Raw genomic sequence first — 23,745 nt, 5'->3', positions numbered from 1 at the left:
TTTGAGGTTAAGTTAAAGGCTAATTAAAGACTACCAAATTTCTTTATAATAGCATGATTCTAAAGTGTAAAAATGTTTTATCATGCTATTCACCCCTGTTTTTGGGTGTGAGTGCTGGCTCGTCGTGTGGGGGCGACCCCCCACATATTAAACGTATCAACATATTGAATAAGAATAATTTTCGAGCGATTGATATAAGCGGTTCGGCTCGTATACTTGTTAATCCAAGTCGATAACCATTATCTTGCGTTTTGTTGGCGGCTTAGCGAAAAAAGCATATCGAGCCGAAAAAAGTTGTGCAAGGGCACAATAAAAAAAGAAAAAGCATTACCTTTTAGGTGAGGATAAACGAACCGACTTTTTTTATTGTGAGGGTGGAGAAGATGGTGAGACTCCTATTGAATCAGCAAAACGGGAAGCGTTTGAAGAGGCTGGTATTATAAGAGAATGTCCATATATAAAACTAGATTCTGTGTTTTCACTACCAATAGAGGATGTAGTTGGTGGATTTCTTTGGGGAGAAGATGTTTATGTAATAAAAGAATTTTCTTTTGGAGTTAAAGTTCCTACAAAAAATATTAAATTATCTAAAGAACACTTCAATTATAAGATGTGGTGAATCTTTACACCCTCATTACAGTAAGCGCTTATATACATATAATAATAATGCATTTTGATATGAAATATTGCATATTTATACATTTAGACCTCTATTAGTCATCTCTTAATGGTATCATAGCGAGGTGAGAGTCTTCAAGGGTTCTCCTTAATAGGAGGAAACGATATATGGAAAGAGTGCAAGAGATTGACAATAATCTGAAACTCAAGAGCTGGGGTAAACAGTTACTAGCTGTAGGCGGAATGTTAGGGTTCTGCTACTTGGTGTTATATGTTTTCAGTTTCTTAGTTGTTATATAAATACTATACAACTAAACTAGTGGAGCCTTTCCTACAGAGGTAAGGCTCTTTTGTTGTACCTGAGGTAAATATACTATACACAATACCTCTCAAGATTTTCGGATTACCCTGTATGGTGCCTTGTTCCTCAGATGGTACAAATATAGGTTGATGGGCATGTGGCGGTCCCCCATCGCTATCAAGCTAAAATTTTATAGTACCCCCAGAACGAAATTTTGTGCTAACTTGTAACAAAAAAGCCCATTTTTTCGTTTTGAGGTATTTCAAAATATGAGTTGGATAGGCATGTACGGTGATCCCTACTTAATTATTAGAAAAACATTGGTGTTTAAATTGTATACACGGTGATTTTTCGATGCACCCATCATAATGAATCTCTCCTTTTCCTCTTTTTATCAGTATTGGTAGGTAAAGAGGGGGACAGACACAAAAACAGATTGTGAAGAAGACTTTCTCCACAACCTGAGATTAAGTTATATATCCAAATATGACCTGTTCTTTTAACTATTTAGTCTTTTATAATCTTTTATAGTCGATATAACTAGAGTCATAATAAATCCACTGACCTGTTCCAATTCTTAGCCAACCATTCTTTTCTTCATATACTGTAACTTTTTCGCCTTTACTTGTCTTTCTAACAATAGAATAGTTTGTACCTGATCCGCTTCGAACATTTACCCCAATACCATTAATTTGAGCCGTTCCAATTACCTTTTCAACACTACCATTTTCAATTACTTGTAGCATATTTAGAATGAATGTTGCTGTTTCACCACGAGTTGTTGTTCCTTTAGGGTCGTATTGATTGTCACCCTTACCTCTTACAATACCTAGGCCATACAATCTTTGTACGTCTTCTTTATAGCTAATTTGGTCTTTGTCTGAGAATGGTAGGTTTACAACTGGTCCCCATATACCTTTATACTGTAAAGCCTTGTTTACAATAATTGCTGATTCTTCTCTTGTAATAGGTGTGTTTGGGTCAAAATAACCATCACCTCTACCTAGAATAATACCTGCACTTGCAGCACGTTTAATACCATCTCGTAAAGTTGAGTTTGCATCGTTTAGGTCTTTAAATGAAGCATCTCCAGCTGGCAGGTTTAGAGATTTAGAGATTAATTGAGCAAATTCGGCTCTTGTTATCGCTCTATTAGGTGCGAAAACTCCGTTTCCTTCCCCTATCATAATACCCCTTCTATTTAACTCTCGTATAGCTTCTTCATACCAACCTCCAGTAATGTCATCTTTTGGTTGATAAAGATTATTATAATACCCACCAACACCATTTACGAATGCATCCCATTGTCCATTATTAATCATATTAGCAGGACATATTTTACCACTCCATCTTTGGTGTTTTACAATGTTATTTAACGGTACACCAGTTTCTTTCATTAAATAAGCTACAAGTTTCTTAGCATTATCTACCGCTTTACTATAATTACCGTCACTGTTAACTGCGATTTCAATTGCAATAGATTCTCTATTACCTGGACCATCACCGTCTCCTGCGTGCCATCCGTTCTCGTTTAATGGTAGATGTTGATAAATCTCTTTATCGTCTACTGTAAAATGCCACGATGCAGCTCGGTCTGTGTTGCCTACTGCTTGGTTATATAGGTATTGGGCGTGGTTTCTAGCACCTGCTCCTACACTTGTATTATCAGTCTCATGAATTGTAATGTACTTTGGACTCATATAGTTTTGAGGACGAATATTATCGTTACCTGCTGGAACAATCCATTCAGTGAATGGAACACCATTTATTGTACTAGAGGTGCTAGGTGATATGGGAGACAGACTACGTTTTGTTCTGTTTGAATTGTTAGGAACAGTTAGTGTACCTGTTTCTTCATGAATACCTTCTGAACGTTGAAGACTATCTACTTTCTTATTGTCGACAGTACCTCCACCACGTCCGTCTACCTCTTCAAAACTAGCTTCAATACTTTTTAAAGCCTGTTCATCTGATGTTGTTTTACTTTGTTCCTGAACGTTTGTAGGTTGCTTATTGTTTACTAATTGTTGTTCCTCTGCAAACGATACCAATGGTGAAGATAATACCGTTAATCCTGCCGTGAATGCTACTACTTTTTTATTAAATCTAATGTTCATTTCTAATTTGGTATACCTCACTATTTTAATAGATATACCTTCCTCCTTGTACTTCTTTTAGTGTGAATGTTAGTTTAAATAACGATAGCCTGAACCTTCAAAATAACAGATTGATTTTACATTTCATATGTCATACCGACATCTATAAGTCCTACATGAAATGTTAGTACTTTAGAAGTATAACACAGCACGGTTGCAATACTTCCAAGACTCTTGCAAGTAATCTCCTAATCTTGGATATACTAATAGTATGACTCTAAAAAAGGGCATGATCACATCGCTATCAAGTTAAAAAAATCTATTGTTCTCCAAAACGATAAAAATAAACTTCGGTGCTATAAAAACACAAAATTTCCATTTAGGGGGTACTTTAAAATCTTAGCTTGATGGGCATGTGGCGGTCCCCCTATATAGGGCTTGTTCTTTTTTCTCAATGACCAACATTACTTAACATGGTAAAATAATATTTGGATGGGAGTCCAATACATATTATTAAAATTAAAGTGGTTCAAGTCGGAGGAAGGCACCTTAGGGTGTCTTTTCTTTATGGAAAAATCCCTACACAAAGTGCAGGGATTTTCATGCTACAAATATATAAAACTGATTATTTAATATATAACGAAGTGCGCCACGTATCTCTTGGATAATTTATTGAAGTCTTTTGATATTCAAAAGTCCCTTCTTGATGATTTGATGCGTCCCATTTATATTCCCAACCTACAATAGGATTACCACCAATTATTTGTGAACCAATACTTTTTACATCAAATCCATTCATTTTGGCAAAAGGAAACTGGCCATATCCTATTTCTTTTGTGTAAACATATAAGTAACTTCCCCCATGATCTTTAGTGGTACTAAAACTATTAGGATTAATGTATTCAACTCCACCCAATTGTGATTCCACTTTTACTACACTTAAAGAAGTTAGAGGTGCTGCTGGTCCTGCTGATGCCTCCGATGCCATTCCTAACCCAACTACCGCTGCCACCGCTAATGATGATATCCCTAATGTAACTTTTTTAAACATATAAACATCCCCTTGTTTTATAATAAGTACAAGTTTGATATTAACAGAAATTTATAATAATATTCCTTATTTTGAAAATGTTAACAAATTATACTTTTTTCGATATGCAATTTAACATATCGATTGACATACAGAATAATCCATCCACTACTTTTGATATAAAAACTATTTTCAAATTTAATACTATTAACTCACTAAATTCTCATAAAAAGACTGGTCGTCTATACAATGATTTGGTAAAATATAGGTGTATTTTAAGAAGGAAAAGCTAATATAGATCGACTAAATAATGTAAAGAAAATGTTTTATTGCATAAAAAAAGGCCCCATTGCTGGAGCGCTCAAAAAATAATATAAGTAAATGAATTAAAACAAATAACAGACAATTAAACTATATAGATAAAACATAAATAAATCTATATATATGCAATATTACATATTGGAAATCCTATTTATCGATGCTATAATAAGCTTACTCGATGATTGTTATATTTTCTTATGTTTTTTAAGCAATACAATACCTTCTTATATGATAACAACACAATAAAATTAAGATGGTTCAAGTCGGAGGAAGGCACCTTAGGGTGTCCTTTTTTTTAAAGTAAGGAATACGTTTTTACAGAGATACTTATGAAATTAAATCACCTGATTATAAAATAAAAAACGCTAAAATGAGCGTCCCCTCTATATACCCAATAATTGCTTTTTCTTCGCTTGGAACTCTTCTTCAGTAATAATTCCTTGATCTAACAACTCTTTATACTTTAATATTTCGTCAGCCCCACTTGTTGTTGCAGCAACTTGTGTTTGCCCCTTATTTGACAATATTCCTTCTATGTATGTTTTAATTTCTTCAGCCATCTTTTGCTCTTTTTTTACAAACATAACTGTATTTTCATCTTTTGTAGCTGCAAACACTCCACCTTTGCTTTCTTTACTCCCCATAAATATAAATTGGATATATCCACTAGTAAATCCGGCCTGTTTCATTTGTACCCCAGTTAACGTATTGATATCAATTGTCTTTTCGCCATCTAAACCATGATTCATAAGGTTTACAAAACCTTTTCTCTTTATACGGATAAAGTTCCCATCGATAGTAATCGTAGACTTTCCAGCACTTTTAAATTCATATACTTTATTCACTATAAATCCTCCCCAAAAATATATAAGAACATAGTATATTATAACTGTATTTCTAAATTTTGTATTATAATTTATTGGAAATTTATGAAACATTCATATGTTACATTATACAAGTCCTTTTTTTGAATCATATTCATTCTGTCAAAAAGTCCTAGTCCCCCTAGGACTTTTTGCATTCAAATAATGAGTTGTATTTTTTTCTCAATAACCAAAACTACTTAACGTGGTAAAATAATAATTGGATTGGCATCCGATACCATATTACGATGGTTCAAATCGCAAGAAGGCACCTTAGGGTGTCTTTTTTTCTACCTATAACTGTTTAATTGTTATATAATAATAACATTGTATTTTAGTAGGAACATAAATGAACAAAAAACTAATCATTGGAATTATCGCTGTAATAGTAGCTATCATTGCTTCCGTAGCTATTTTTAAGGATTCCAAATCAGAAGATATGAAACCTAAGTATTCACAAAAAGATATGGATAAAGTTATTGATCAACACTTTAATGAACAGCAAGAATTAAAAACACAAATCAAAGAATTGAAATCTAAAGTAACCTCCTATGAAAAAGAGCAAACTAGGTCACTTCAAAAAACTACACAGCCGAGTCAAGAAGCACCTAAACCGCAAGAACAACCAGAACAAGAAAAGCCTAAAAGTGAATCAACAACTACAAATGAGTATACTCTTCAACAATTAAAAGAGGCTTTCCCAGTTGGAATGGAATTTAATCAATATGTAGAGAAGAAAAAAACTATGAATGTAGATCATCCTTTTAGTATTTCTCTAAAAAAGGGAAATGTCGGAAGTGTTATTAAAGCTAAAGATGGATTATTAGTAGTATGTGTTGATGGTAACAAAATATTTGACCTGAAAACATTTGGATCAACTGATGAAGTTAAAGCATATGAACAGAGTCTACGAGGAAAATAAAATGCGGTTATTAAGCCGAGGAAGGCACCTTTGGGTGTCTTTTTTATTTGTTATTGTTTCAATTATAAAGTGCTTAAATTCAAAAAAAGACATCAAATAAAACTTAATATAATAATCCTAATAAATCGATAATATCAATAATTTTCTTATCTTCTACCCTACAATAAAGCCTTGTACCCTTACGTTCGCTAATTACAATATTACCTATAGTTAGTTTGCGTAAATGTTGTAAAATCATAGGTTCCGAAATATGCGTCGCAGCACTCAACTGAGAAACTGTTAAAGTCCCACTTACAACCAATTCACGTACAATTAATAAACGACTTAAACTACCTAATAACTCTAAGATTTCAGCAGCACTTACATAATAATTAGAATCCATGTTGAAATCGCCAGACATACTATTCATCTCCCTAATATCAATATGAATATTGAGTATTTTAACATAAAAATGAGAATTAACCTCCTAATATTTTCTATAAAAATGTAAAAATTTCAATTTTGGTGGCTTAAGTTAGCGGAAGGCACCTTAAAGTGGCATTTTTTAGTGGACAAAACAATATAAATTTTATTATAAAAATAAAAGGATAAAAAGAAAGGTAAGTGAATATAATAATTAATTTTGAACCATTTAACCCCACTATAAATGACATAGCGATCAAACTTGCTATAATAATATTTATACCATTATTCTTAGCGTTGATTGTCAAAGTGGTACTTATGAAATTTATGAAAGAATCGATTGCTGGCAGATTAGCTAGTCTATCTTTATTATTTTTTATGTACTATGTATTTAAATTTATTACAGAGTAAAAAGGCACTTAAAGACGTCCTTTCTTTATTTTCAAAAGGACCTGCTCAATTAATGCGTAAAACCATAAAGTAAATTGAATCCATTAAAATACATGAGTGACCTTGAATTTCCCCTCCTATTCAAAGGAGAGATTAAAATGGGATTTGGTGGTAGTTGCGGTAGTTGTGGCGGCGGCGGTTTCGCTGGAGGATTTGCTTTACTAGTTGTATTATTTATTCTATTAATCATAGTTGGAGCTAGCTGCTTCTGCTAAAAAACTATTGGAAAAGGCACCTTAGGGTGTTTTTTTTATGTATAATTTTCGATTGATTAAGTGTAAACTTTCCAACACATTGTTTCTTATAAACCATTGATTTTACTGGATTTATTTACTTTTTCTTATAAATGGCTGGCCAGCCAAATTTGAGATAAATAAAAAACAAGAAGGAAAGCATAAAAAAAAATAGAATTTTAATTATATATACATTTGTGGTAAAATTTAACTATTAAACCGAAAGTATTCTTCGAAAAATTTCAGCGTAGTTTAACAATTCGATTGTTTTTATGCTAGGGGGATTCATAATGAAAAAATTAAAAACAGTATTGATATGTGCATTATTAATACTTCCTATTTTGTTCTTTATATTGTTTTTCGAGTTTATATTATTAAATTTATTTGGAATGAAATATGATTCATTGGCTTCCTTATTACTCTTCTTTTTTATTTTTCTAGTATTGGAAATGCCTATCTCACTTATTATAAACAGTTTTATAAAAGCTTTTAAAACAGTAAGAATAATTAAATCTAGTAAAGGGCTAATCCCTTTTATCTTAAATATGGGAATAACTTTCTTTTTAATTTCATTTTTAGATTATTTTATGGTAAGTATTTATATTCCTTTAAGAGGAATTATATTATTTTCTATTACAAGTGGATTGATTGATATGCTGCTTAGAGATAACGAACCAGAACCACCAGACTTCGACAGTGAAGAATTTAAAAAAATAAACAATAGATTTCAATAAAAAAGAGAGCAATTTGCTCTCTTTTTTTATTAAAGTATAAATGTAACAATAAAATCAGCGATTAAAGTAGCATATCTATCTGGTACGCCTACTTTATTTAAACCATTAGCTATTCCCCACCATGAATATGTTTCAATAGTATCAAGGGCACTAACAATTTTCCCTCCATATTTTTTTACAGCATCGCGAACTGTTTTACTTGGAATAGTATCGGCATTTTTAACCATAAATTTAATAGCTTTTTTAGCAGCAGATATTTTTATTTCTTGCATACCATTTTTAGAAGATTCTTCATTTACATATCTACCATAATCAATTAATTCTTGTTGTGAAATGTTTTCTTCTTTCAATACTTTATCTAATTCAGTAAATTGGGTTAATTCATTTGAAGTTTTTAATTCACTAGATTCTGTTTTACTTGGAGTTTGTGCATGTGAAATACTAGGTAATACAGCACTTGTTAAAAGTGCACCAGATAGTGCTAAAACTGAAACCTTTTTAAAATTCATAAAAAAAACCTCCCCAATATTATGTTGGTAATTCCCTTACATGATTACCATATCTCTACTTTACATGGAAATATTTTCTAATACAATTCTATCATTTTATGTAATTTATTGGTATGATATTAACGGAGGTTTCATTAGAACAATTGACTTTTATAGTGTTTTAGTCAGTTGTGTTTTTATAGCGGAACTCCTATTAATACATTATTTGCTAAACTATTGATATTACTTATGGAAGCAAATTATAATTATGGCGATTGCTATGGTTAAAAACGCAGGCATTTTAAAGTTTTTACACCGGATCCATATGAAATTTTTTCACTTTTCTATATTAATAAAGTTATAATTAGTTAGTATTTAATTCTCTTTAAGAGTGATTAGAATGTTTAAGATGCCGAATATAGAAGAGGCAAAGGAAAATTACGAAAATTATAAGTACAAAAATGCGCCTATCTTAAGAAAAAAGTTTTCGAATATGTCTTTCTTTCATGCGCTTGATCGAACAGATAGGGAAAAATCAATTGAACGGCTTAAAGAAATCCTTTCTAGTGGGACTTTAAAATCATTGAAGGCATTAAAGGAATTAAATAATGATTACGAAGCAGCCCTTGGGGGTACGTTAGATAAAGACAAAAAAATTGGTAGAGATAATTATATATATTTCTTATTAGGTAGAGCATATAAACATAATTCGAACTTTAGTATCGTATTTGAATTACCTCATGAACAACTGAAGAAACTACAATATGACGAGGTATTCTTTTGTAATGACTATTGTTTATATAATGAAGATGAATATGAAAAATACAGAAAAACTATACTTATGCTCGAAGATGGCGTAAATGCTATAGCTGATTGTGTAGATAATTATTTTGAAGCAGATCACAAAAAATACATTAGTACGAAAACTATTATGGGATTTTTTAACAATGATCTTTTTAAACATGAATTTGCCGTAAAAGAATCTTTACGTATATGTAACGAAGCTGTGATAGTTCATTTGGTAGGGTTAAACGATGAAAAAGAAAGCTTGGAAGCGTTAATTGCCGCAGAAGATTACAAACAAACGTTTGAATGGCATAGTGGACCAACAGAATTTGAAAATTATCTAATCAAAAAAAGTTCTCTATAGCATTTATGATTTCTAGGTGATACACGATAAGACTTAAATACATAAGGTAAAGTGGACCTATTAAAACCCATGGAATGCCCCCTAGTTTTCCCCTCTGATTTAAAGGAGGCACTATTGTTATGGGATATAGTGGTAGTTGCGGCGAAGGTTGCGGTTTTGCTGGAGGATTTGCTTTACTAGTTGTATTATTTATTCTATTAATCATTATCGGATGCAGTTGCTTCTGCTAAAAAAATATTCGAAAAGGCACCTACATAAAGGTGCCTTTTCTTTATGCATAAAAAAACTCACCATCCTATGGAAATGATGAGGCCTTTATATACTACTTATTATCCGATTCATCAGTTTTATTATAAACACATTTGGCTTCTCCAAAAAGACCACCTGTGTCCCATTCGCCACCATAATGAGCACATCCTAAAGGATCGCCATCATCTCGCATACTTGGATTTTTAGGCGGTTCATAGTCATTATTTACAATACTACCAACAATAAATACCCCTCCAATTACAAATACCACAGCAGCAATTAAGAGTATTTTCCCATTAGGACCAGTAACAATATCGTTTACAACTTCTTTTGCTTCTTGCTGAGTTTCACCTTTTGAGAATAATGAAAAAATAATAGATATGATAAATATGAAAAATAGCACAATTATAAATACCATTACTTATGTCCCCCTACTATATGTGTACTATTAATTTCCTTATACGTTTTAAGCTAAGATATCTGAAATCATACTGATAATAAATATATCCCCCCGATTAAAAGTGCTGCAGCAAAGACTAATATTATTATTCCATCAGGACTATTAAGAATTTCTTTTATATGTTTTTTTGCTATTTGCTTAGTTTCTCCACTTGAAAAGAGATAAACAATGGAATGGATAATTAGTAAGAAAAATGCCGTAACTAACTCTATCATGGTTTATGTACCTCCTAATATATATGTACCTTTAATAACCAATAATTTCCTTATACATTATATCAGCTAGGTTACACGGAAGTATAACAAATTATTTTTATAATTTAATTTATTAATCGATAGGGCATTAATACAGGATAGTCCAAGACGGAGGAAGGCGCCTGTAGGTGTCTTTTCTTTTTGTATTATGACTTTAATAGGGGAGCATCAATAACTCTCTTAGAGTATGTTTTGAACCTCCCCTATTAAGTTTTGACACCAGAATCACAATATTTATACGTCATTCGATTTGATTTAGGAGAAATATTCTCAAACCCTAATTTGCAATAAAAGGAAACTAATTCATCTTGATTTAGCGCATTTCCTAATTTGTATACAGAAGTACAAGCAGTTAAATATAGTTCTAAAAAATCCTGAGATTCCCCCCAAGCTATTACTTTTTTCATCATATATGTAGCAAATCCTTGATTTCTGTATTCCTCATTTACATAAAGCCTTTTTATCTCTGCCTTACCTTCAGCAATTGTTCCGAATTCTAATTCTCCAATAAGTTTAGCAAAACTTTTAAATCGAAGCTCAAATCCTAAATCAAACATCCATTGCTCAGCAGGGCGATCTAACTTATAAATATAGATTGCAGTACTATGAATGTCATCTAATAAGTCAATGATTATATAATTATTAATATCTTTTAACAAAATATGAGGATATTCTTTACAACGTATATTACTTCTTCTTTGTTGTACATCTCTTTTTTTATAAAAAGAAAGTTCTCTCTGTAACTCATTTAATTTAGTTTTACGAAAAAACATCAATGTTCTCTCCCTTTTATAAATTAAAATTTAAGTTAAATTTCACGTACTATATCAGATGTGTAAAACCTAATTCAGTAATAAGGCCTATTCTACCATCTGTCCCCTTTTCCTCTAACCAAGAAAGTAGTAAATCCTATATTTATTCCTCTATCTTAGTGATTCATTCCCCCAGGACTTATACAATCTCATATTTTTCATCATTTCTTCGAATTAAGTATTGACTGAAGGTCTGGATGGTTTTTATCATGTGGGGACGATTATGGAACACGGCTGGAAGGCAGATTTATCCCCTACTTTGAAAGATCATAAAAAAATAATCAGTCAAAATAGAGGATAAGCGTCTTTGTTTTCGCCATGCGGTCACTTATAAGGTATCCGTATGTATAGACCCTGTTCACTCAGCGATCTTCATCGCATACATCCTTTTTCTATGGCTTGTCCTTGTAATATCGTCCCTACACGACAAACTGAATGCACTCCCTAGCACCGTAATGCTAACGATAACCACCCGAACCTTTTAGAGAATCGTCCCTGGGCAAGTTCTCGCCCTCCCTCATCAGAAGAACAGGATTCCAATGAGGGGTGCTGTTTTTGTAGGCGTATACTCTGTACCCCCTGCACGACCAACAGCTAGCCACGCCGTAACACGTTCCCTCTATATAGAAGCACGGAATCACGGCTTATCAGTTTTTATTTACGTGGTATCAGGCAATTCCACGCGAACAAAAAACAAAAAGGACATCTCCAATTCCTAAATGACCTGTACATTCACAAGACTTCTAGGATTAGAGATGCCCGTTATATATCTTTTGGACTACAAAATAATCAAAACTAGTATTTACTAGTTGATATTTATCCAAACAATAGATAAAATGGGTATATCAAAGAAGCCTCGTGAAAAGGCATAGTTGTTTAAGGTTAGTGGTGGTACACTACTTAAACGTTAACACTGTCGGTTAATACAGTTTATATCTAGACAAGTGGTGGTACACTTGCTAGAACTGAGTCACTCTCGTTAAAGGTTGGTAGCCGTTAACATATGGGAGTGGCTTTTTGTTTTCTGTTCATATTCAATTGTTGTATGAATCTTCATTTATGTAAAATATCAAAATATGTTTTGTTTTGTAGAATGTTGCTTGTTGTGTACTACGTTACAACAAGCTTTATCCTTTGTAAACAGCGAATTCACGCACTTTTCGAATAATATCCCTATTTCCCTATTTCCCTATTTCCACTTATAGATATAGGGATATTTCCCTTTTTCCCTATATCTATATATCCCTATTTCCACTATTTTTTTCTCTACTAACTTCTCTACGAAATTACATATTTATTTCTTAACTCTCTCTACTTCATACATCAAGAGAATCTTTTGATACCAACGTTTTGGTTATTAATTACTAACTCTATGATTCTATTGCATAACCAAAACATCATTGTTATAATTTCTTTAAAGATATAGAAATATCCCTATTTCTATAGTTAGAAATATCCCTATTTCCCTATTTCTATTTTTCCCTATTTCTATAAAGGGATATAGGGAAATTTTAAATAATATAACTGGAGTGTTAAAAATGGCTATTACAATTACGGTGGGTAATTACAAAGGTGGAGTCGGTAAAACCACAAATGCTGTATTGAACTCTTATGAATTTGCTAAAAAAGGCAAGCGTACATTACTTGTTGACCTTGATCCACAAAGTAACGCAACAAAGTCTTTAATGTTAACAAAATCAATCCTTAACCCTGATGAGATTGTTACAGTTGAAAAAACATTAATGAAAGGAATACAAGAGGGGAACCTGGACGGCCTAGAAGTGGAAATTATGGAAAATTTACATTTACTTCCTTCTTACGTTGATTTTCAGGACTTCGCAAAATTCCTTTATAAAAATTGTTCTTCGGAAGCTGAAGAAGATCATTACTTTAAAGGATTGCTAGAAAAAATAAAACATAAATATGACTACATATTTATCGACGTTCCTCCAATGTCACTAGAAGTTACGAAGAACGCAGTTGTAGCTTCTGATTATGTTCTTATTGCTCTACAAACACAAGAACGTTCTCTTACTGGTGCAGAGAATTACATTAATGAACTTATCAAGTTAAAGGAACTATATGATCTTGATATTGAAGTAGTTGGTGTTCTTCCTGTCCTACTAAAAAACAACGGTAAGGTTGACGAATATATCATGGAAAATGCTCGTGAAATTTTCGGGGAAGAAAACCTATTTAAAAACATCGTCCCTCAAATGGAACGTATTAAAAGATTTGATGTGAATGGTATTACTGAAAAAGATAGACATGATATGAATGTAATTGAATTATACGAAACGATTAGTGATGAATTGTTATCTCGTATTGATATGTTTGAAAAAATGAAGGTTGGTGTGTAATATGGCGAAAACTCCTGGTTTATTAGGTAGAAAGAAAAGTAACTTTGAACCTACTGAACCTTATGTACCAGAACAAGGACAAGCTACAGTTGATACTAATGAGGTAGCAGCTATTCCTTCTCAACCTAAGACAGAAGAAAAACAAGTGAGTCGAAAAGAAAAAAGAATCGAGAAAACTGAACCGCAAAAGAAATTTAAAAATCAGCAAGGCAGTATTAAAATTTCTAATCAATCAAAAGAGGAACTTGAAGTATTAATGAAACTTACAAACACAAAATTCAATTATGAAATCATCGACCTACTTATAGATCGTTATGTAGAAAACGAGCTGACACCTGACCAGAAAAGGAAATTCAAGCTCTTAACTGAGATTTAAAAAATATAGAAATATCCCTATTTGGAAATAGGGATATTTCTATATTTCCGTCTTCCCCTCTATATAACAAGCAAAATAGTTTTATCAGTTTAAGATAAAAAACTAAATAGGAGTGGTACCTGTGGAAAATAAGAGTAATTCTTTTGTAGTGACTTTGACGCCTATTACCGAAAGTTCAGATTTAACTATTCAAAGCGATCATACTGACATGGAAAAGGAAAAGCAAGACCGAACTTTCCAAGAGGAGGACAAGCTCTTTGAAAAGCCTAAGAGAAAACTTACTACGAAAGAGTTGCCGAAATCTTTCCGTGTCTCATTAGAAACACATACAGCAATTTCAACACTAGCTACAATTGAAGATATGAAAATTTATGAAGTTATAAATATGTTAATTGAAGAAAAAGTTGCTTCATTACCTGCGCCAAAACAACAGTTAGTGAAAAACGCTGTAAAACAAGTGCTTGAAGTGAAGAAGAGTCGAGAATAGGTATATTTTTTTATACCTTTCTACATATACGCATTTATAACTAGGAGTGTTTAATTTGGATAAAAAATACCTGGTGACTGTGACACCTGTTCAAGATAATCCTGCAATAAAGAACAAGAATTCATTGTCAGCAACAGACAGGAAAAATATAAAAGTATCACCTGAAACGCTTAATAAAATAAAGGCCATTTGCACAATGAAAGACATGAAAAATTATGAACTTATTGATGAAATGTTAGATTACTATATCGCTAATAAGTTGAATTCAAATGATCAAGATAACCTAAACGACATAATGTCTATACGAAAATAAGCCCTGCTTTCTGTAGGGCTTATCGTTTTAAGTAATTAGGTCCTCACCAGAACTTCCACCACTAGCTCATTTACATAATTATTGTTAGCGGAAGTCATTTTAAAATTCTATGTGTCAATTTTTTCTTTGCTCTTGCGGAGAAACCACCATATCAAAGCTACAAATAGTATGAAAAGCGGTATTGCCTGAATGAAGAAAAATCCTTTCCAAAAATAAAGTGGATTATTATATGTAAATTCTGTTGACGCCTCATGTGTATAAGAAACAAACGAACCTACCAAATAAGCCATTGGAATTGTGATTAGATTTATCCCTAGAAAGACCATTATCAATGATAGGTTTTTATCTTTAATTTTTGGTGAACCAGACTGGATAAATAAAAATGTTGCAGTGCCAAATATAAGAAAAAGTGGTATTACATAAAAAATTCCCATAATATCCCTCCAAGACTTTAATTGTACCATCAGCTAGGACAAATTTGAACAAATGGGATATTTATATAAGTCAGATATAGTGTCTCTTTATCAGTTGTAATAAAAAAGCGGATCCCAACTCTCATAAGGAATCCACCCTTTCTATTTCTACAATTCTATTTTTATACGTTCCTCTCCTTGTTCTCACCAAAACTGCCACCACGGCTTTTTCTTCTCTTTCGATGCAGCAACCTCATCCCGAAACTCCTGCATCATTCTCTTCGTTTCCTGCATCTCCCGTAGTGTTTTCATAAGCGTCTCATCCCGCGCTTCTAATCGTTTTTCCACTCGTTCATTATGTGCTTCTACGCTTGCTTTAATTTCTTCGTTACTTTGCTTTGTCTGCTCACTTAATCGCTTTTCCATTGATGCTATACTCTGATTCATTTCTTGCGCCATAACGCTGTACTGTTGCTGGAGTTGTTCTTGAATGTGGAATGGAATTAGGTCTGTTTCTTTTTGTTCTTCTCTAATCAAATCCGGATTAACTTTTTCTATTTGCTGCGCAATCATCTTCGCTGCCTTCTCTAGCGTCATGCCGTCATGCTTACTCAGTTCAATTAATCTCTCAATAACTATAATGTCGCCTTCTGAGTATTCCCGTCTGCCGCGCTTATCCTTCTTTACTGCGAATCCTTCTCGCTGCAATACTTCCATGTACTTTCTAAGGGTACTATCACTTATTCCTAGTCGTTTATATACTTCACTAGCAGAATAAACAATTTCGTCCGTCATAACGTCACGACACCTCCTAGTGAGAGTATTCAATGATGGTTTAGAAATTCCTGCAAGTAAAAAAGCTCCGATTAGGGATTCTTACAGGACTATCTATGAAATTGTTAATTGAAGAAAACTAAAAAAGACGCATCTAGATTGATGCGTCTTTTTGCGATGTTTCTTTTGTGAAATCATATAAAGCAATTGCACCTAAAAGAACAAGTATACCTTGAGGAACATCTATCAAAATAGTTTGCCAAATTTCCGGTATTACCCATATAATATCTGCTGCTCTTTCAAGATACGTTTGAAAATAACTGATTGTAAAATTAATTAAAGATAAACATACAAATAATATTAGACCAAATCGAATAAATTTCTTATTTGTAAACATGTAGCACCTCTCAAAATTCATTGGATATTCCTGATTTCGGTTCATCATATACATAAATCTCTATATTTGATTTTAACACACAAAAAAACCAAATAAATACAATATGTATATTTACATATCCTATTGACAGTATTCCATGAGGGTTAGGGAATTCCTGCAAATAAAAAAGCCCCGCAATAAGCAGGACTAAATAGCCTTTGCAATTTCAACAAGTAATCTCATAAACAATGGAATCATTTGAACTACTATATAGCCGATCCCGGCCCTTGAAATAAGAGAGAATCCCCGTTCCTGACTACCAACCATAATAAACAAGCCGCCGCATAACGCCACAACGGATGCGATTGAACTGATGGTTTAGAAATTCCTGCAAAGAAAAAAAGCCATGTATACACATGACTTTCGTAGCATAATCACTTCTATATTCAATAGAAATTAAAGTGAATTATGTTTCTTTATTTTCAAAGGGATAGATATTACATATAGGTCTATAGCATAAGTAATAATTAACATCCCTTTTCCTTCATCAGCAAATTTTGCTTGCATAAACTTTTCTGAAATTTTTCTTTTTCCCCATCTCTTTGGAAGCCATTCAAATCCTAAAAACATAAAATTAGTCTGTCCTTTCACTGAAATTCCGATAACTTATTCCTTAATTCTAACTCTTCAACTGTTTCAAAACCCTTAAAAAATAAGCTTGCAATCTGATTATGATTAAAAAATACATTATATTCTTTAGATAAATTACCATGTGGATATGGACAAGATACATAATCCCACATTTTGTCTTCATTTGCTTGTTGTTGCTTTCTACCATAAACCATAAGAGGTTGATTAATACCATCAACAAGAACTACAGAACCAATTGGTAATAACTCTTCTCCAATTAATAAGTTTGGTACATATGTATTTTCCATAATTAAAAACCCCTCCTGTTAAATTATAAAATTAATATTTCTTTGAAGAATAAGATTTCTTAAAAAAAAATGAAACAATTTTATAAAATATGAAAATAAATAATGGCATTACTACACAAAATACCACTGATAAAATAAACTTTTCCTTCAATGTAGCATCTGCTCCAAACCATATAGCTAGTAGACTAGCTGGAACAGCAATAGCACAAAAAATCGTTAAAATCTTCCTAAATACATCTAAAGAAAGCATCTTATCCCCCCTATAAAAAAACAAACTATTTAGTCTTTTTCAACTCCAAATTTTACTCCTAATCCTATTCCAAAACCAACATCAAGCTCGTTCATTAATCCCAGTTTGGCTTCCCCGCCTATACTACCATAAGCTGCCTCTCCACCAACCACTATCTTCCAATCATCAATAAAAGGAATAGGAATTTTAACTTCAGCTTCTCCTTTAATTAAATCTGCTTTAGCTCCAATGCCAACATGACCATCTTTAGCCTCAACACCAGCTTCAGCATTTCCAACTTTCACATGGACTTTTCCATCTTCATGATCTACCCCAAAATCATTAAAAGTTACCCCAGCCTTAGCTTCTCCACCTATTCCTCCGCCAAATTGGGCCTTAACCTCACCTCTAAGCAGTTGTTCATGTATAGTAAAATCTCCAACTTTAAACCCAGCATCTATAACTGCTCCTTTAGCCTCTCCACCTATCTTATCATATCCATTTACATCACTAAGTAGAGTCCTTAAATTCTTAGGAAGTGTTATATCTGTATTATAATTTAAAACTTGCGCAAATGGACTATTATCTTTTATTGGATCGCCAATTACTGCACCTGAATCTTTAAATGTATAATGATTATCTGCTTGTTCAAATTTTTCTGCTATACGTTCCAATTCACTTTCAATATGGCTCAAACTTTTAACATAATCTTCATAAGACTTAATAAATCGAGGCAAGTCATTATAAAAAGATAAACTAGAAGCTCCTACCCATCTCATTTGAAGATTAAACAATTCTGAAAGAATTCTGTTATGACGATCAGTTGCTTCGGCACTAGCATATTTAAAAGTTTTTGCCCTATTCCTTAATTCCTCTGGAGTAACTTTAATATCTCCCATTTATATCCCCCTCTTATTTCTATGGTTTCTAATATAATATTAGAGTTACACATTCATATAATTACTGTTTTTTCCAAAAAAATCAAGAGGAAATCATATTATTTAGAATCTTAAATCACCTATACGATGATCGTTAAAAATTTCCTGCAAAGAAAAAGCCCTACATGTGTAGAATTAAATAGCTTTAGCGATCTCCACAAGTAATCTCATAAACAATGGAATCATTTGGACTACGATATACCCAATCCCTGCACGACTTATTAGCGAGAATCCCCGTTCTTGGCTACCTACCATAATGAATAGCCCACCGCATAACGCTACAACGGATGCAATTGTATTGATTATTAAAAGATTCCTAAAAATAAAAAAGCCCTGTTTAGGGCTTCTTATTACGCTTTCACAGTAAGGCTATCCATGAAATTGCTAATTGAAGAAAATTGAAAGATACGTAAATTAGAAGAGTTAATATCATACTGCTTATCAGTAATTATGAGGATTGATGGGAAGAATTTAGAACCTTTTGGTTGCCATGATTCGTTGTGCCATTCCTGGCTGTGAAAGTATAATTCATACCTGTTGATTTTATCTTGCATAATCTTTTTACTGTAAACTGATTTTTGGACTTCAATGAAGAATGGAGATCTACGCCAAATTGTAAATGCATCGGGCTCCATATAATCTTTTCCATACTTTGGTTCAACTTTGAATAGTTTCGGTTTTTCATAATGGATAAGCTGTTTATATACGTCAACAATTCCGAGGAAGTGGGGAATCTTTTGGCTAGTTTTTCGAAGTGTGCTAGGTTGAGGGAAATATATAAATGGCTGCTGCGAGATATTGGCATCCACATGACCATCTCTCCTTAACCGTTTCATAACTGTATTACAGCAAGTAACCGCGTTTTTAAGTCCTTGAAAATGCAAATCAATAATATCATCCCTAGACATACATCTAAAACGTTTCAAATCCTTCAAAATGGTTTTGTCTCTATTCATCATAATCTAACACCCCAAATAATTGATTCTCTTCTTGTGGAGGATTCTGGAGCGTCATATCCTCTTTTGGAATACGGTAAGGTTCAACAATTTGTTTTGCTTTGTTTAATTCTAAATAGGGAGCTTGCACTTTCTTTAATCCATTTAGTTTTAGAATCATTTGGCCCGATCGCTCTAGATGTTCTGATCCAGGTGTACCCATAATATTACTATTAATCGTACTATCACATTTAAAGCCCATTCTTACTGTCATATTGAGCTTTAACTTACCATCTAACACTTTTGCATCAGGACGTTGCATACTGAGCATAAGAAAGACACCGAGTGCCCTAGCGACCGCTGATATTTTTTCGAGTGTTTTCATACATTCCTTTTCATCCTGTAACATGGCTACTTCATCGATTGCTAATAAAATGTACGGCTTCTGATTATCAGGATTCAATTTGTTGTATTCATCAATATGATCAACTTCATACTCTTCCATCAGTTTTCTACGTTCCCGTATTTCCTTCCACACTTTCTGTAGCATTATCTTCATTTCAACCTCTTCCATGCAAACCTCTTTTACGTGTTTTACTCTTCTCAAGAAATGAAATTCAGAGTTCTTTAGATCGCCCAGGTACAAATGTAATTTATCAGGGGACATTTGTTGAATGAGTGTAGACAGAACAACGCGAACCATACTACTTTTACCGCTTCCTGTTTCTCCTGCAATTAACAAATGTGGTGTATTTGAATCTACCATATCGTACACAATCATATTTCCGAATTGGTCACGACCTACCACAACAGGAAGACGATGTTTTTTTAATAATGGCTGCCATTGTTTAAAGGCGTACTTGTATGTTTGTAGTCCTGCATCCGAATGAAACACATTAAGTACAAACTTTTTAATATCGCCCTCAATTGCTACATTCCGTCCTAATATTTGTTGAAAGCAAAACCATTTCTTTTCAATAGTCTTTGGATCCAATCCGTTTGGAATAGTAAATATATATCTAACATTCTCTTTTGTGGAGGAAATGTCATGTATCTTCGGATAAATTGGTACTTTCCCACCTCTCGTTTGATGGTCCACATATAAACCTACTTTTCCAAATACCTCTATAAGTCGATTCTTCAAACTTTGTTTATGAAGCCAATCCTTCACAATTCCCATGTGCTTTCCTCCTTAAAACATCATTACAATTCGAATAAATACATAACCGATAAAACAAACTCCACCTATTCGCATTCCGTGATACATTCCATCGCTTACAAATTTAGCTGCTGCAACATGATCATTTTTTACAAGATGCTTTTCTAAAATCGCCCCGCCAATTGTAGTTACTCCCAAAGCTCCTAATGAAATAAATGTAGTTAACATATAAAACTCCCCTTTATAAACAGAATTTGAAATGCCGATTACATATAGATTTATAGGCCCAATACCTTGGTAGTGTTACTTTGATAGCTAACTTGATAACTACTTTGATAGTACAAATACTAGTTACCTTGATAGCAATTAAGCTATTTACCTTGGTAGCTACTTTGATAATAAGTTTGATAGGTACTTTGGTAGCGACCTTGATACAGCATATGGTGTACAGCTTAGACAATATTCACCATTTTTAGGGGTTTATTTTTAGTGAAACTAGGACATTACTGAAGACAACAGGTAACTAAAGGAGTGAATGTTGTGTGGGGACTCGGAAAAAAACGCACAAAGTTTGGGAAGTATTTAGATAAACACGGAATAGAACAAGAATGGTTAATAAGGAAATCAGGTCTCGGAAGAAATACAGTAAGTGATTTGGCTAATAATCCTGATAGGTCACCAACAAGGAAAACCATGCAGAAGATATTGAAGGTATTGAGGGAATTTGATTCAAGAGTTAAAGCTGATGACTTTTGGGATATGTAAAACAATATTGTGATTTTACAAAAAAAGGAGATGTATAGAAATAAAAAAACCGTCCAATTAAGGGCGTTTTTTTTCACCCCATATATACATGTTTTTTATGCATACATATACATTTAAAAATTAATAAATTATTAATATATAAAATTATTGATTTATATTTGAATATAATGTAAGATTCTAAGAGTGAAAAAACAAAAAATGTATGGAGATGAATAATATGTTAAATAAGCTTAAAAAGTTTATGGTTATTACTGCTGCAGCCGTTATGTTATCTGCTGGCTTTGCAACAGCTGCACCAAAAGAAGCGCATGCTGCTCATTGGGCAGATCAAGAAATGAGATGGGCCTTCTATCATGGTATTGTTACAGCTGATTTAAGAGATAATTTAGCTACGCGTCAAGATGCATGGCTAATGATTTTCCGTGCAAATAACGAAGGACGTACAGCAGGAAAAGGCTATAATGAAGCACGCAACTGGGTTATTTCTAAAGGTTATAGCGATGGCTCTCGTGGAACTAACTGGATAACTCGTGATGAATTAGTAGGGATGTTTTATCAAGGACTCGGTAATGGAAATTCCTGGAGTTCAACAAACGGATTTAAAAACTCAAGAAACTGGGGAATCCGCTGGGATTACTATGATGGCTCTCGCGGAAATGATTTTGCGACAAGAGCTGAAGTTATATCTATACTACATAGAGTAATGGGTAATCGTTAAATAATACAAAAGAGGACTCCTTATTTCGAGTAGTCCTCTTTTTCTTTATATTAATGTAAGCGCACCTAGGCTTCATTTGCTGTTACGTGACATATTTAATCCTTACCATCGTGCACTTAAATGTTTTTGGATTAAACGCTGAGTTTAGATTTAATGAATTAGTGAGTATAAACTGAAAAAAGCCGCCCAACAAGACTGAACTTATTTTCTCTCACGTATACATACGATTCCCCTTCTGTTATGTAACTTTTATAAAACTAAATATTTACATTTTGTAGAATTATCTGTAAAATAAGGTTGTAATAATTTTACATAAGGGAAGGGATGGAAAATATGTTAAAGAAACTCAAAAAGTTTATGATTGTTGCTGCTGCAGCTGTTATGTTATCTGTAGGTTTCGCAACAGTCGCACCACAGGAGGCTTCTGCTCATTGGGCAGATCCAGAAATGAATTGGGCTATGAATAGAGGTTATATCACAGCAGATTTACGTGATAGTTTAGCTACTCGACAAGATATGTGGTTAATTATTACCCGTGTAGATACAAGAAGTAGCGGGTACAGCTATAACACCGCACGTAATTATGTTATTAATCAAGGTATCTCTGATGGATCCCGCGGAACAAATTGGATCACTCGTAGTGAAGCTGCTGCAATGGTATTAAATATGCGATATCAAAATATTAAGTGGGACCCTGAAGTAGGTTTCTATGATACTGATAGATATGCAAAGTTTTTTGGCTTCTTTGATGGCACTCGCGGAAATGACTTCGCTACAAGAGCTGAGGTTATATCTATGCTATTTAGAGCAAAGTGGACTCACTAATAAACTATTCCAATATGGATAATACATTTCAATTATTAAAAAGGGGGCTACTCTATGAGTAGCTCCCTTTTTCTTATTATTTCACATACACATAGGCTTCATTTGCTGTTACATAGTATGTTTTACCCCTTTCCATTTTACGATGTTAACAAATATGCATAATTGCATATTTGTTTATCGCATTAATATATATACACTTTACGGAATTATATGTAAAATAATAGAAGTTAAAAACAACATAGGGGAAGGAATGGATAAGATGTTAAAAAAACTTAAGAAGTTTATCGTCGTTGCTGCCGCAGCTATTATGTTATCTGCAGGGTTTGCGACAGCTGCACCAACTGAAGCTCAAGCAAGATCTTGGTCTGATCCAGGAATAGACTGGGGGCTATCTAAAGGCTATATCACAGTTGATATGCGAGACAGTCTAGCCACTCGACAAGATATGTGGTTAATTATTACTCGCATAAAGAATAAAAGTCGTGGGTATGACTATAACTCAGCGCGACGTTATGTTATGAGCTACGGGATTTCTGATGGTTTACGTGGAAGTAACTGGATCACTCGAAATGAAGCTGTTGCAATGATCTTTCAAACTAAATACAATGGTGCATACCAATCTGGCTGGCAAAATTCCACTGATTGGGGAAGAGGATCAGGCGTTTACGATGGAACACGTGGAAACGACTTTGCAACAAGAGGCGAAATCATGCAAATGCTTTGGAAAGCTCATGTTAACAACTTTATTTAAGAACT

32 protein-coding genes and 1 pseudogene are annotated in these 23,745 nt (G+C 33.2%); 15 read left to right on the top strand and 18 right to left on the bottom strand.

What is annotated here, in order from left to right:
- Positions 1-373: 373 nt before the first annotated feature.
- Positions 374-610 (top strand): annotated as a pseudogene (locus tag MR066_RS25865) (NUDIX hydrolase); the annotation flags it as partial.
- 824 nt (positions 611-1,434) lie between these two features.
- Here MR066_RS25865 and MR066_RS25860 read toward each other — a convergent pair.
- The 3 genes from MR066_RS25860 to MR066_RS25850 all read right to left on the bottom strand — a co-directional run bounded on the left by MR066_RS25860 (position 1,435) and on the right by MR066_RS25850 (position 5,211).
- Positions 1,435-3,036 (bottom strand): S-layer homology domain-containing protein, encoded by a 1,602-nt coding sequence (locus MR066_RS25860; protein WP_242248950.1) that lies wholly within the window; start codon positions 3,034-3,036, stop codon positions 1,435-1,437.
- A 604-nt stretch (positions 3,037-3,640) separates the two neighbouring features.
- The gene (locus MR066_RS25855; RefSeq protein ID WP_002017095.1) at positions 3,641-4,066 is read right to left on the bottom strand and encodes a DUF4879 domain-containing protein; all 426 of its coding nucleotides are present in this window, start codon (positions 4,064-4,066) and stop codon (positions 3,641-3,643) included.
- Positions 4,067-4,749: 683 nt separating this feature from the next.
- A complete protein-coding gene (locus MR066_RS25850; protein ID WP_001045577.1) occupies positions 4,750-5,211 on the bottom strand; it encodes a DUF4429 domain-containing protein in 462 nt (153 codons plus the stop codon).
- Between the two features lie 367 nt (positions 5,212-5,578).
- Between MR066_RS25850 and MR066_RS25845 the strand changes: the two genes are divergently transcribed.
- Positions 5,579-6,151, top strand: coding sequence for a hypothetical protein (locus tag MR066_RS25845; protein ID WP_098632925.1), 573 nt, complete (start codon positions 5,579-5,581; stop codon positions 6,149-6,151).
- 103 nt (positions 6,152-6,254) lie between these two features.
- Here the strand turns inward: MR066_RS25845 and MR066_RS25840 are convergent, their stop codons facing one another.
- Positions 6,255-6,551: an ArsR/SmtB family transcription factor gene (locus tag MR066_RS25840; RefSeq protein ID WP_242248949.1), complete on the bottom strand. Its 297-nt coding sequence runs from the start codon at positions 6,549-6,551 to the stop codon at positions 6,255-6,257.
- A 203-nt stretch (positions 6,552-6,754) separates the two neighbouring features.
- Between MR066_RS25840 and MR066_RS25835 the strand changes: the two genes are divergently transcribed.
- The 3 genes from MR066_RS25835 (at position 6,755) to MR066_RS25825 (ending at position 7,970) form a co-directional block, all read left to right on the top strand.
- Complete coding sequence (locus MR066_RS25835; protein WP_242248948.1) at positions 6,755-6,964, top strand: hypothetical protein; 210 nt, start codon at positions 6,755-6,757, stop codon at positions 6,962-6,964.
- Positions 6,965-7,101: 137 nt separating this feature from the next.
- Entirely contained in the window at positions 7,102-7,218 is a 117-nt protein-coding gene (locus MR066_RS25830; protein WP_002069235.1) for a YjcZ family sporulation protein, read from the top strand.
- Between the two features lie 308 nt (positions 7,219-7,526).
- Positions 7,527-7,970, top strand: a complete 444-nt coding sequence (locus MR066_RS25825; protein WP_242248947.1) for a YrvL family regulatory protein — start codon at positions 7,527-7,529, stop codon at positions 7,968-7,970.
- A gap of 29 nt (positions 7,971-7,999) precedes the next feature.
- Here MR066_RS25825 and MR066_RS25820 read toward each other — a convergent pair whose 3' ends face one another.
- Complete coding sequence (locus MR066_RS25820) at positions 8,000-8,479, bottom strand: hypothetical protein (protein WP_033728834.1); 480 nt, start codon at positions 8,477-8,479, stop codon at positions 8,000-8,002.
- 379 nt (positions 8,480-8,858) lie between these two features.
- Between MR066_RS25820 and MR066_RS25815 the strand changes: the two genes are divergently transcribed.
- Entirely contained in the window at positions 8,859-9,608 is a 750-nt protein-coding gene (locus MR066_RS25815; RefSeq protein WP_242248946.1) for a hypothetical protein, read from the top strand.
- 119 nt (positions 9,609-9,727) lie between these two features.
- Complete coding sequence (locus MR066_RS25810) at positions 9,728-9,838, top strand: YjcZ family sporulation protein (protein WP_000542355.1); 111 nt, start codon at positions 9,728-9,730, stop codon at positions 9,836-9,838.
- Positions 9,839-9,930: 92 nt separating this feature from the next.
- On the opposite strand, the gene MR066_RS25805 is transcribed toward MR066_RS25810, so the two are convergent.
- From MR066_RS25805 to MR066_RS25795, 3 genes are all read right to left on the bottom strand, one after another.
- Positions 9,931-10,275 carry a hypothetical protein gene (locus MR066_RS25805; protein ID WP_215553241.1) on the bottom strand — a complete coding sequence of 115 codons (345 nt, stop codon included), beginning with the start codon at positions 10,273-10,275 and terminating at the stop codon, positions 9,931-9,933.
- A gap of 68 nt (positions 10,276-10,343) precedes the next feature.
- Positions 10,344-10,532, bottom strand: coding sequence for a hypothetical protein (locus MR066_RS25800; RefSeq protein WP_242248945.1), 189 nt, complete (start codon positions 10,530-10,532; stop codon positions 10,344-10,346).
- 245 nt (positions 10,533-10,777) lie between these two features.
- Positions 10,778-11,344: a GNAT family N-acetyltransferase gene (locus MR066_RS25795; RefSeq protein WP_242248944.1), complete on the bottom strand. Its 567-nt coding sequence runs from the start codon at positions 11,342-11,344 to the stop codon at positions 10,778-10,780.
- Between the two features lie 1,577 nt (positions 11,345-12,921).
- Between MR066_RS25795 and MR066_RS25790 the strand changes: the two genes are divergently transcribed.
- The 4 genes from MR066_RS25790 (at position 12,922) to MR066_RS25775 (ending at position 14,919) form a co-directional block, all read left to right on the top strand.
- Positions 12,922-13,743: a ParA family protein gene (locus MR066_RS25790; RefSeq protein WP_088059830.1), complete on the top strand. Its 822-nt coding sequence runs from the start codon at positions 12,922-12,924 to the stop codon at positions 13,741-13,743.
- 1 nt (position 13,744) lies between these two features.
- Positions 13,745-14,119 (top strand): hypothetical protein, encoded by a 375-nt coding sequence (locus MR066_RS25785; RefSeq protein WP_242248943.1) that lies wholly within the window; start codon positions 13,745-13,747, stop codon positions 14,117-14,119.
- A gap of 163 nt (positions 14,120-14,282) precedes the next feature.
- The gene (locus MR066_RS25780; RefSeq protein ID WP_396022289.1) at positions 14,283-14,606 is read left to right on the top strand and encodes a hypothetical protein; all 324 of its coding nucleotides are present in this window, start codon (positions 14,283-14,285) and stop codon (positions 14,604-14,606) included.
- Between the two features lie 55 nt (positions 14,607-14,661).
- Positions 14,662-14,919 (top strand): BfmA/BtgA family mobilization protein, encoded by a 258-nt coding sequence (locus MR066_RS25775; RefSeq protein ID WP_242248942.1) that lies wholly within the window; start codon positions 14,662-14,664, stop codon positions 14,917-14,919.
- A gap of 107 nt (positions 14,920-15,026) precedes the next feature.
- On the opposite strand, the gene MR066_RS25770 is transcribed toward MR066_RS25775, so the two are convergent.
- The 10 genes from MR066_RS25770 to MR066_RS25725 all read right to left on the bottom strand — a co-directional run bounded on the left by MR066_RS25770 (position 15,027) and on the right by MR066_RS25725 (position 20,909).
- Positions 15,027-15,353, bottom strand: a complete 327-nt coding sequence (locus MR066_RS25770; protein ID WP_242248941.1) for a hypothetical protein — start codon at positions 15,351-15,353, stop codon at positions 15,027-15,029.
- 183 nt (positions 15,354-15,536) lie between these two features.
- Positions 15,537-16,127, bottom strand: coding sequence for a DUF3967 domain-containing protein (locus MR066_RS25765; RefSeq protein WP_242248940.1), 591 nt, complete (start codon positions 16,125-16,127; stop codon positions 15,537-15,539).
- Positions 16,128-16,260: 133 nt separating this feature from the next.
- Positions 16,261-16,524, bottom strand: coding sequence for a DUF3937 family protein (locus MR066_RS25760; protein ID WP_242248954.1), 264 nt, complete (start codon positions 16,522-16,524; stop codon positions 16,261-16,263).
- Between the two features lie 414 nt (positions 16,525-16,938).
- Positions 16,939-17,112: a hypothetical protein gene (locus MR066_RS25755; protein WP_242248939.1), complete on the bottom strand. Its 174-nt coding sequence runs from the start codon at positions 17,110-17,112 to the stop codon at positions 16,939-16,941.
- A gap of 17 nt (positions 17,113-17,129) precedes the next feature.
- Positions 17,130-17,420, bottom strand: a complete 291-nt coding sequence (locus tag MR066_RS25750) for a DUF4176 domain-containing protein (protein ID WP_088037705.1) — start codon at positions 17,418-17,420, stop codon at positions 17,130-17,132.
- A 31-nt stretch (positions 17,421-17,451) separates the two neighbouring features.
- Positions 17,452-17,670, bottom strand: coding sequence for a hypothetical protein (locus MR066_RS25745; protein WP_242248938.1), 219 nt, complete (start codon positions 17,668-17,670; stop codon positions 17,452-17,454).
- Positions 17,671-17,699: 29 nt separating this feature from the next.
- The gene (locus MR066_RS25740) at positions 17,700-18,548 is read right to left on the bottom strand and encodes a WXG100 family type VII secretion target (protein WP_088037703.1); all 849 of its coding nucleotides are present in this window, start codon (positions 18,546-18,548) and stop codon (positions 17,700-17,702) included.
- A 389-nt stretch (positions 18,549-18,937) separates the two neighbouring features.
- On the bottom strand, positions 18,938-19,546 hold the full coding sequence (locus MR066_RS25735; RefSeq protein ID WP_242248937.1) for a replication-relaxation family protein: 609 nt from the start codon (positions 19,544-19,546) through the stop codon (positions 18,938-18,940).
- Complete coding sequence (locus MR066_RS25730) at positions 19,536-20,702, bottom strand: FtsK/SpoIIIE domain-containing protein (RefSeq protein ID WP_242248936.1); 1,167 nt, start codon at positions 20,700-20,702, stop codon at positions 19,536-19,538. Before MR066_RS25730 ends, MR066_RS25735 begins: the two co-directional genes overlap by 11 nt.
- A gap of 12 nt (positions 20,703-20,714) precedes the next feature.
- Positions 20,715-20,909 (bottom strand): hypothetical protein, encoded by a 195-nt coding sequence (locus MR066_RS25725; protein WP_098078248.1) that lies wholly within the window; start codon positions 20,907-20,909, stop codon positions 20,715-20,717.
- A 312-nt stretch (positions 20,910-21,221) separates the two neighbouring features.
- Here MR066_RS25725 and MR066_RS25720 point away from each other — a divergent pair, with 312 nt between their 5' ends.
- From MR066_RS25720 to MR066_RS25705, 4 genes are all read left to right on the top strand, one after another.
- On the top strand, positions 21,222-21,446 hold the full coding sequence (locus MR066_RS25720) for a helix-turn-helix domain-containing protein (RefSeq protein ID WP_242248935.1): 225 nt from the start codon (positions 21,222-21,224) through the stop codon (positions 21,444-21,446).
- Positions 21,447-21,663: 217 nt separating this feature from the next.
- Positions 21,664-22,164 carry a protein phosphatase 2C gene (locus MR066_RS25715; RefSeq protein WP_242248933.1) on the top strand — a complete coding sequence of 167 codons (501 nt, stop codon included), beginning with the start codon at positions 21,664-21,666 and terminating at the stop codon, positions 22,162-22,164.
- A 324-nt stretch (positions 22,165-22,488) separates the two neighbouring features.
- Entirely contained in the window at positions 22,489-22,989 is a 501-nt protein-coding gene (locus MR066_RS25710; protein WP_242248931.1) for a protein phosphatase 2C, read from the top strand.
- Between the two features lie 154 nt (positions 22,990-23,143).
- On the top strand, positions 23,144-23,740 hold the full coding sequence (locus tag MR066_RS25705; protein WP_313954400.1) for a protein phosphatase 2C: 597 nt from the start codon (positions 23,144-23,146) through the stop codon (positions 23,738-23,740).
- Positions 23,741-23,745: the final 5 nt, after the last annotated feature.

Origin of the sequence: Bacillus cereus group sp. BfR-BA-01523, from assembly GCF_022662615.1 — a bacterium.
GTDB lineage: Bacteria > Bacillota > Bacilli > Bacillales > Bacillaceae_G > Bacillus_A > Bacillus_A mycoides.
The sequence above is the reverse complement of the archived record's forward strand: the minus strand, read 5'-3'. Positions and strand labels throughout refer to the sequence as shown.

Coding starts and splice junctions, on each gene's coding strand:
- MR066_RS25815 (WP_242248946.1), top strand. CDS start 8,859: ATGTTTAAGATGCCGAATATAGAAGAGGCAAAGGAAAATTACGAAAAT.
- MR066_RS25800 (WP_242248945.1), bottom strand. CDS start 10,532: ATGATAGAGTTAGTTACGGCATTTTTCTTACTAATTATCCATTCCATT.
- MR066_RS25725 (WP_098078248.1), bottom strand. CDS start 20,909: ATGTTAACTACATTTATTTCATTAGGAGCTTTGGGAGTAACTACAATT.
- MR066_RS25830 (WP_002069235.1), top strand. CDS start 7,102: ATGGGATTTGGTGGTAGTTGCGGTAGTTGTGGCGGCGGCGGTTTCGCT.
- MR066_RS25855 (WP_002017095.1), bottom strand. CDS start 4,066: ATGTTTAAAAAAGTTACATTAGGGATATCATCATTAGCGGTGGCAGCG.
- MR066_RS25840 (WP_242248949.1), bottom strand. CDS start 6,551: ATGTCTGGCGATTTCAACATGGATTCTAATTATTATGTAAGTGCTGCT.
- MR066_RS25715 (WP_242248933.1), top strand. CDS start 21,664: ATGTTAAATAAGCTTAAAAAGTTTATGGTTATTACTGCTGCAGCCGTT.
- MR066_RS25730 (WP_242248936.1), bottom strand. CDS start 20,702: ATGGGAATTGTGAAGGATTGGCTTCATAAACAAAGTTTGAAGAATCGA.
- MR066_RS25755 (WP_242248939.1), bottom strand. CDS start 17,112: ATGTTTTTAGGATTTGAATGGCTTCCAAAGAGATGGGGAAAAAGAAAA.
- MR066_RS25795 (WP_242248944.1), bottom strand. CDS start 11,344: ATGTTTTTTCGTAAAACTAAATTAAATGAGTTACAGAGAGAACTTTCT.
- MR066_RS25735 (WP_242248937.1), bottom strand. CDS start 19,546: ATGATGAATAGAGACAAAACCATTTTGAAGGATTTGAAACGTTTTAGA.
- MR066_RS25745 (WP_242248938.1), bottom strand. CDS start 17,670: ATGCTTTCTTTAGATGTATTTAGGAAGATTTTAACGATTTTTTGTGCT.
- MR066_RS25790 (WP_088059830.1), top strand. CDS start 12,922: ATGGCTATTACAATTACGGTGGGTAATTACAAAGGTGGAGTCGGTAAA.
- MR066_RS25765 (WP_242248940.1), bottom strand. CDS start 16,127: ATGACGGACGAAATTGTTTATTCTGCTAGTGAAGTATATAAACGACTA.
- MR066_RS25820 (WP_033728834.1), bottom strand. CDS start 8,479: ATGAATTTTAAAAAGGTTTCAGTTTTAGCACTATCTGGTGCACTTTTA.
- MR066_RS25705 (WP_313954400.1), top strand. CDS start 23,144: ATGCATAATTGCATATTTGTTTATCGCATTAATATATATACACTTTAC.
- MR066_RS25805 (WP_215553241.1), bottom strand. CDS start 10,275: ATGGTATTTATAATTGTGCTATTTTTCATATTTATCATATCTATTATT.
- MR066_RS25710 (WP_242248931.1), top strand. CDS start 22,489: ATGGAAAATATGTTAAAGAAACTCAAAAAGTTTATGATTGTTGCTGCT.
- MR066_RS25860 (WP_242248950.1), bottom strand. CDS start 3,036: ATGAACATTAGATTTAATAAAAAAGTAGTAGCATTCACGGCAGGATTA.
- MR066_RS25825 (WP_242248947.1), top strand. CDS start 7,527: ATGAAAAAATTAAAAACAGTATTGATATGTGCATTATTAATACTTCCT.
- MR066_RS25740 (WP_088037703.1), bottom strand. CDS start 18,548: ATGGGAGATATTAAAGTTACTCCAGAGGAATTAAGGAATAGGGCAAAA.
- MR066_RS25810 (WP_000542355.1), top strand. CDS start 9,728: ATGGGATATAGTGGTAGTTGCGGCGAAGGTTGCGGTTTTGCTGGAGGA.
- MR066_RS25770 (WP_242248941.1), bottom strand. CDS start 15,353: ATGGGAATTTTTTATGTAATACCACTTTTTCTTATATTTGGCACTGCA.
- MR066_RS25785 (WP_242248943.1), top strand. CDS start 13,745: ATGGCGAAAACTCCTGGTTTATTAGGTAGAAAGAAAAGTAACTTTGAA.
- MR066_RS25750 (WP_088037705.1), bottom strand. CDS start 17,420: ATGGAAAATACATATGTACCAAACTTATTAATTGGAGAAGAGTTATTA.
- MR066_RS25845 (WP_098632925.1), top strand. CDS start 5,579: ATGAACAAAAAACTAATCATTGGAATTATCGCTGTAATAGTAGCTATC.
- MR066_RS25760 (WP_242248954.1), bottom strand. CDS start 16,524: ATGAATTTTGAGAGGTGCTACATGTTTACAAATAAGAAATTTATTCGA.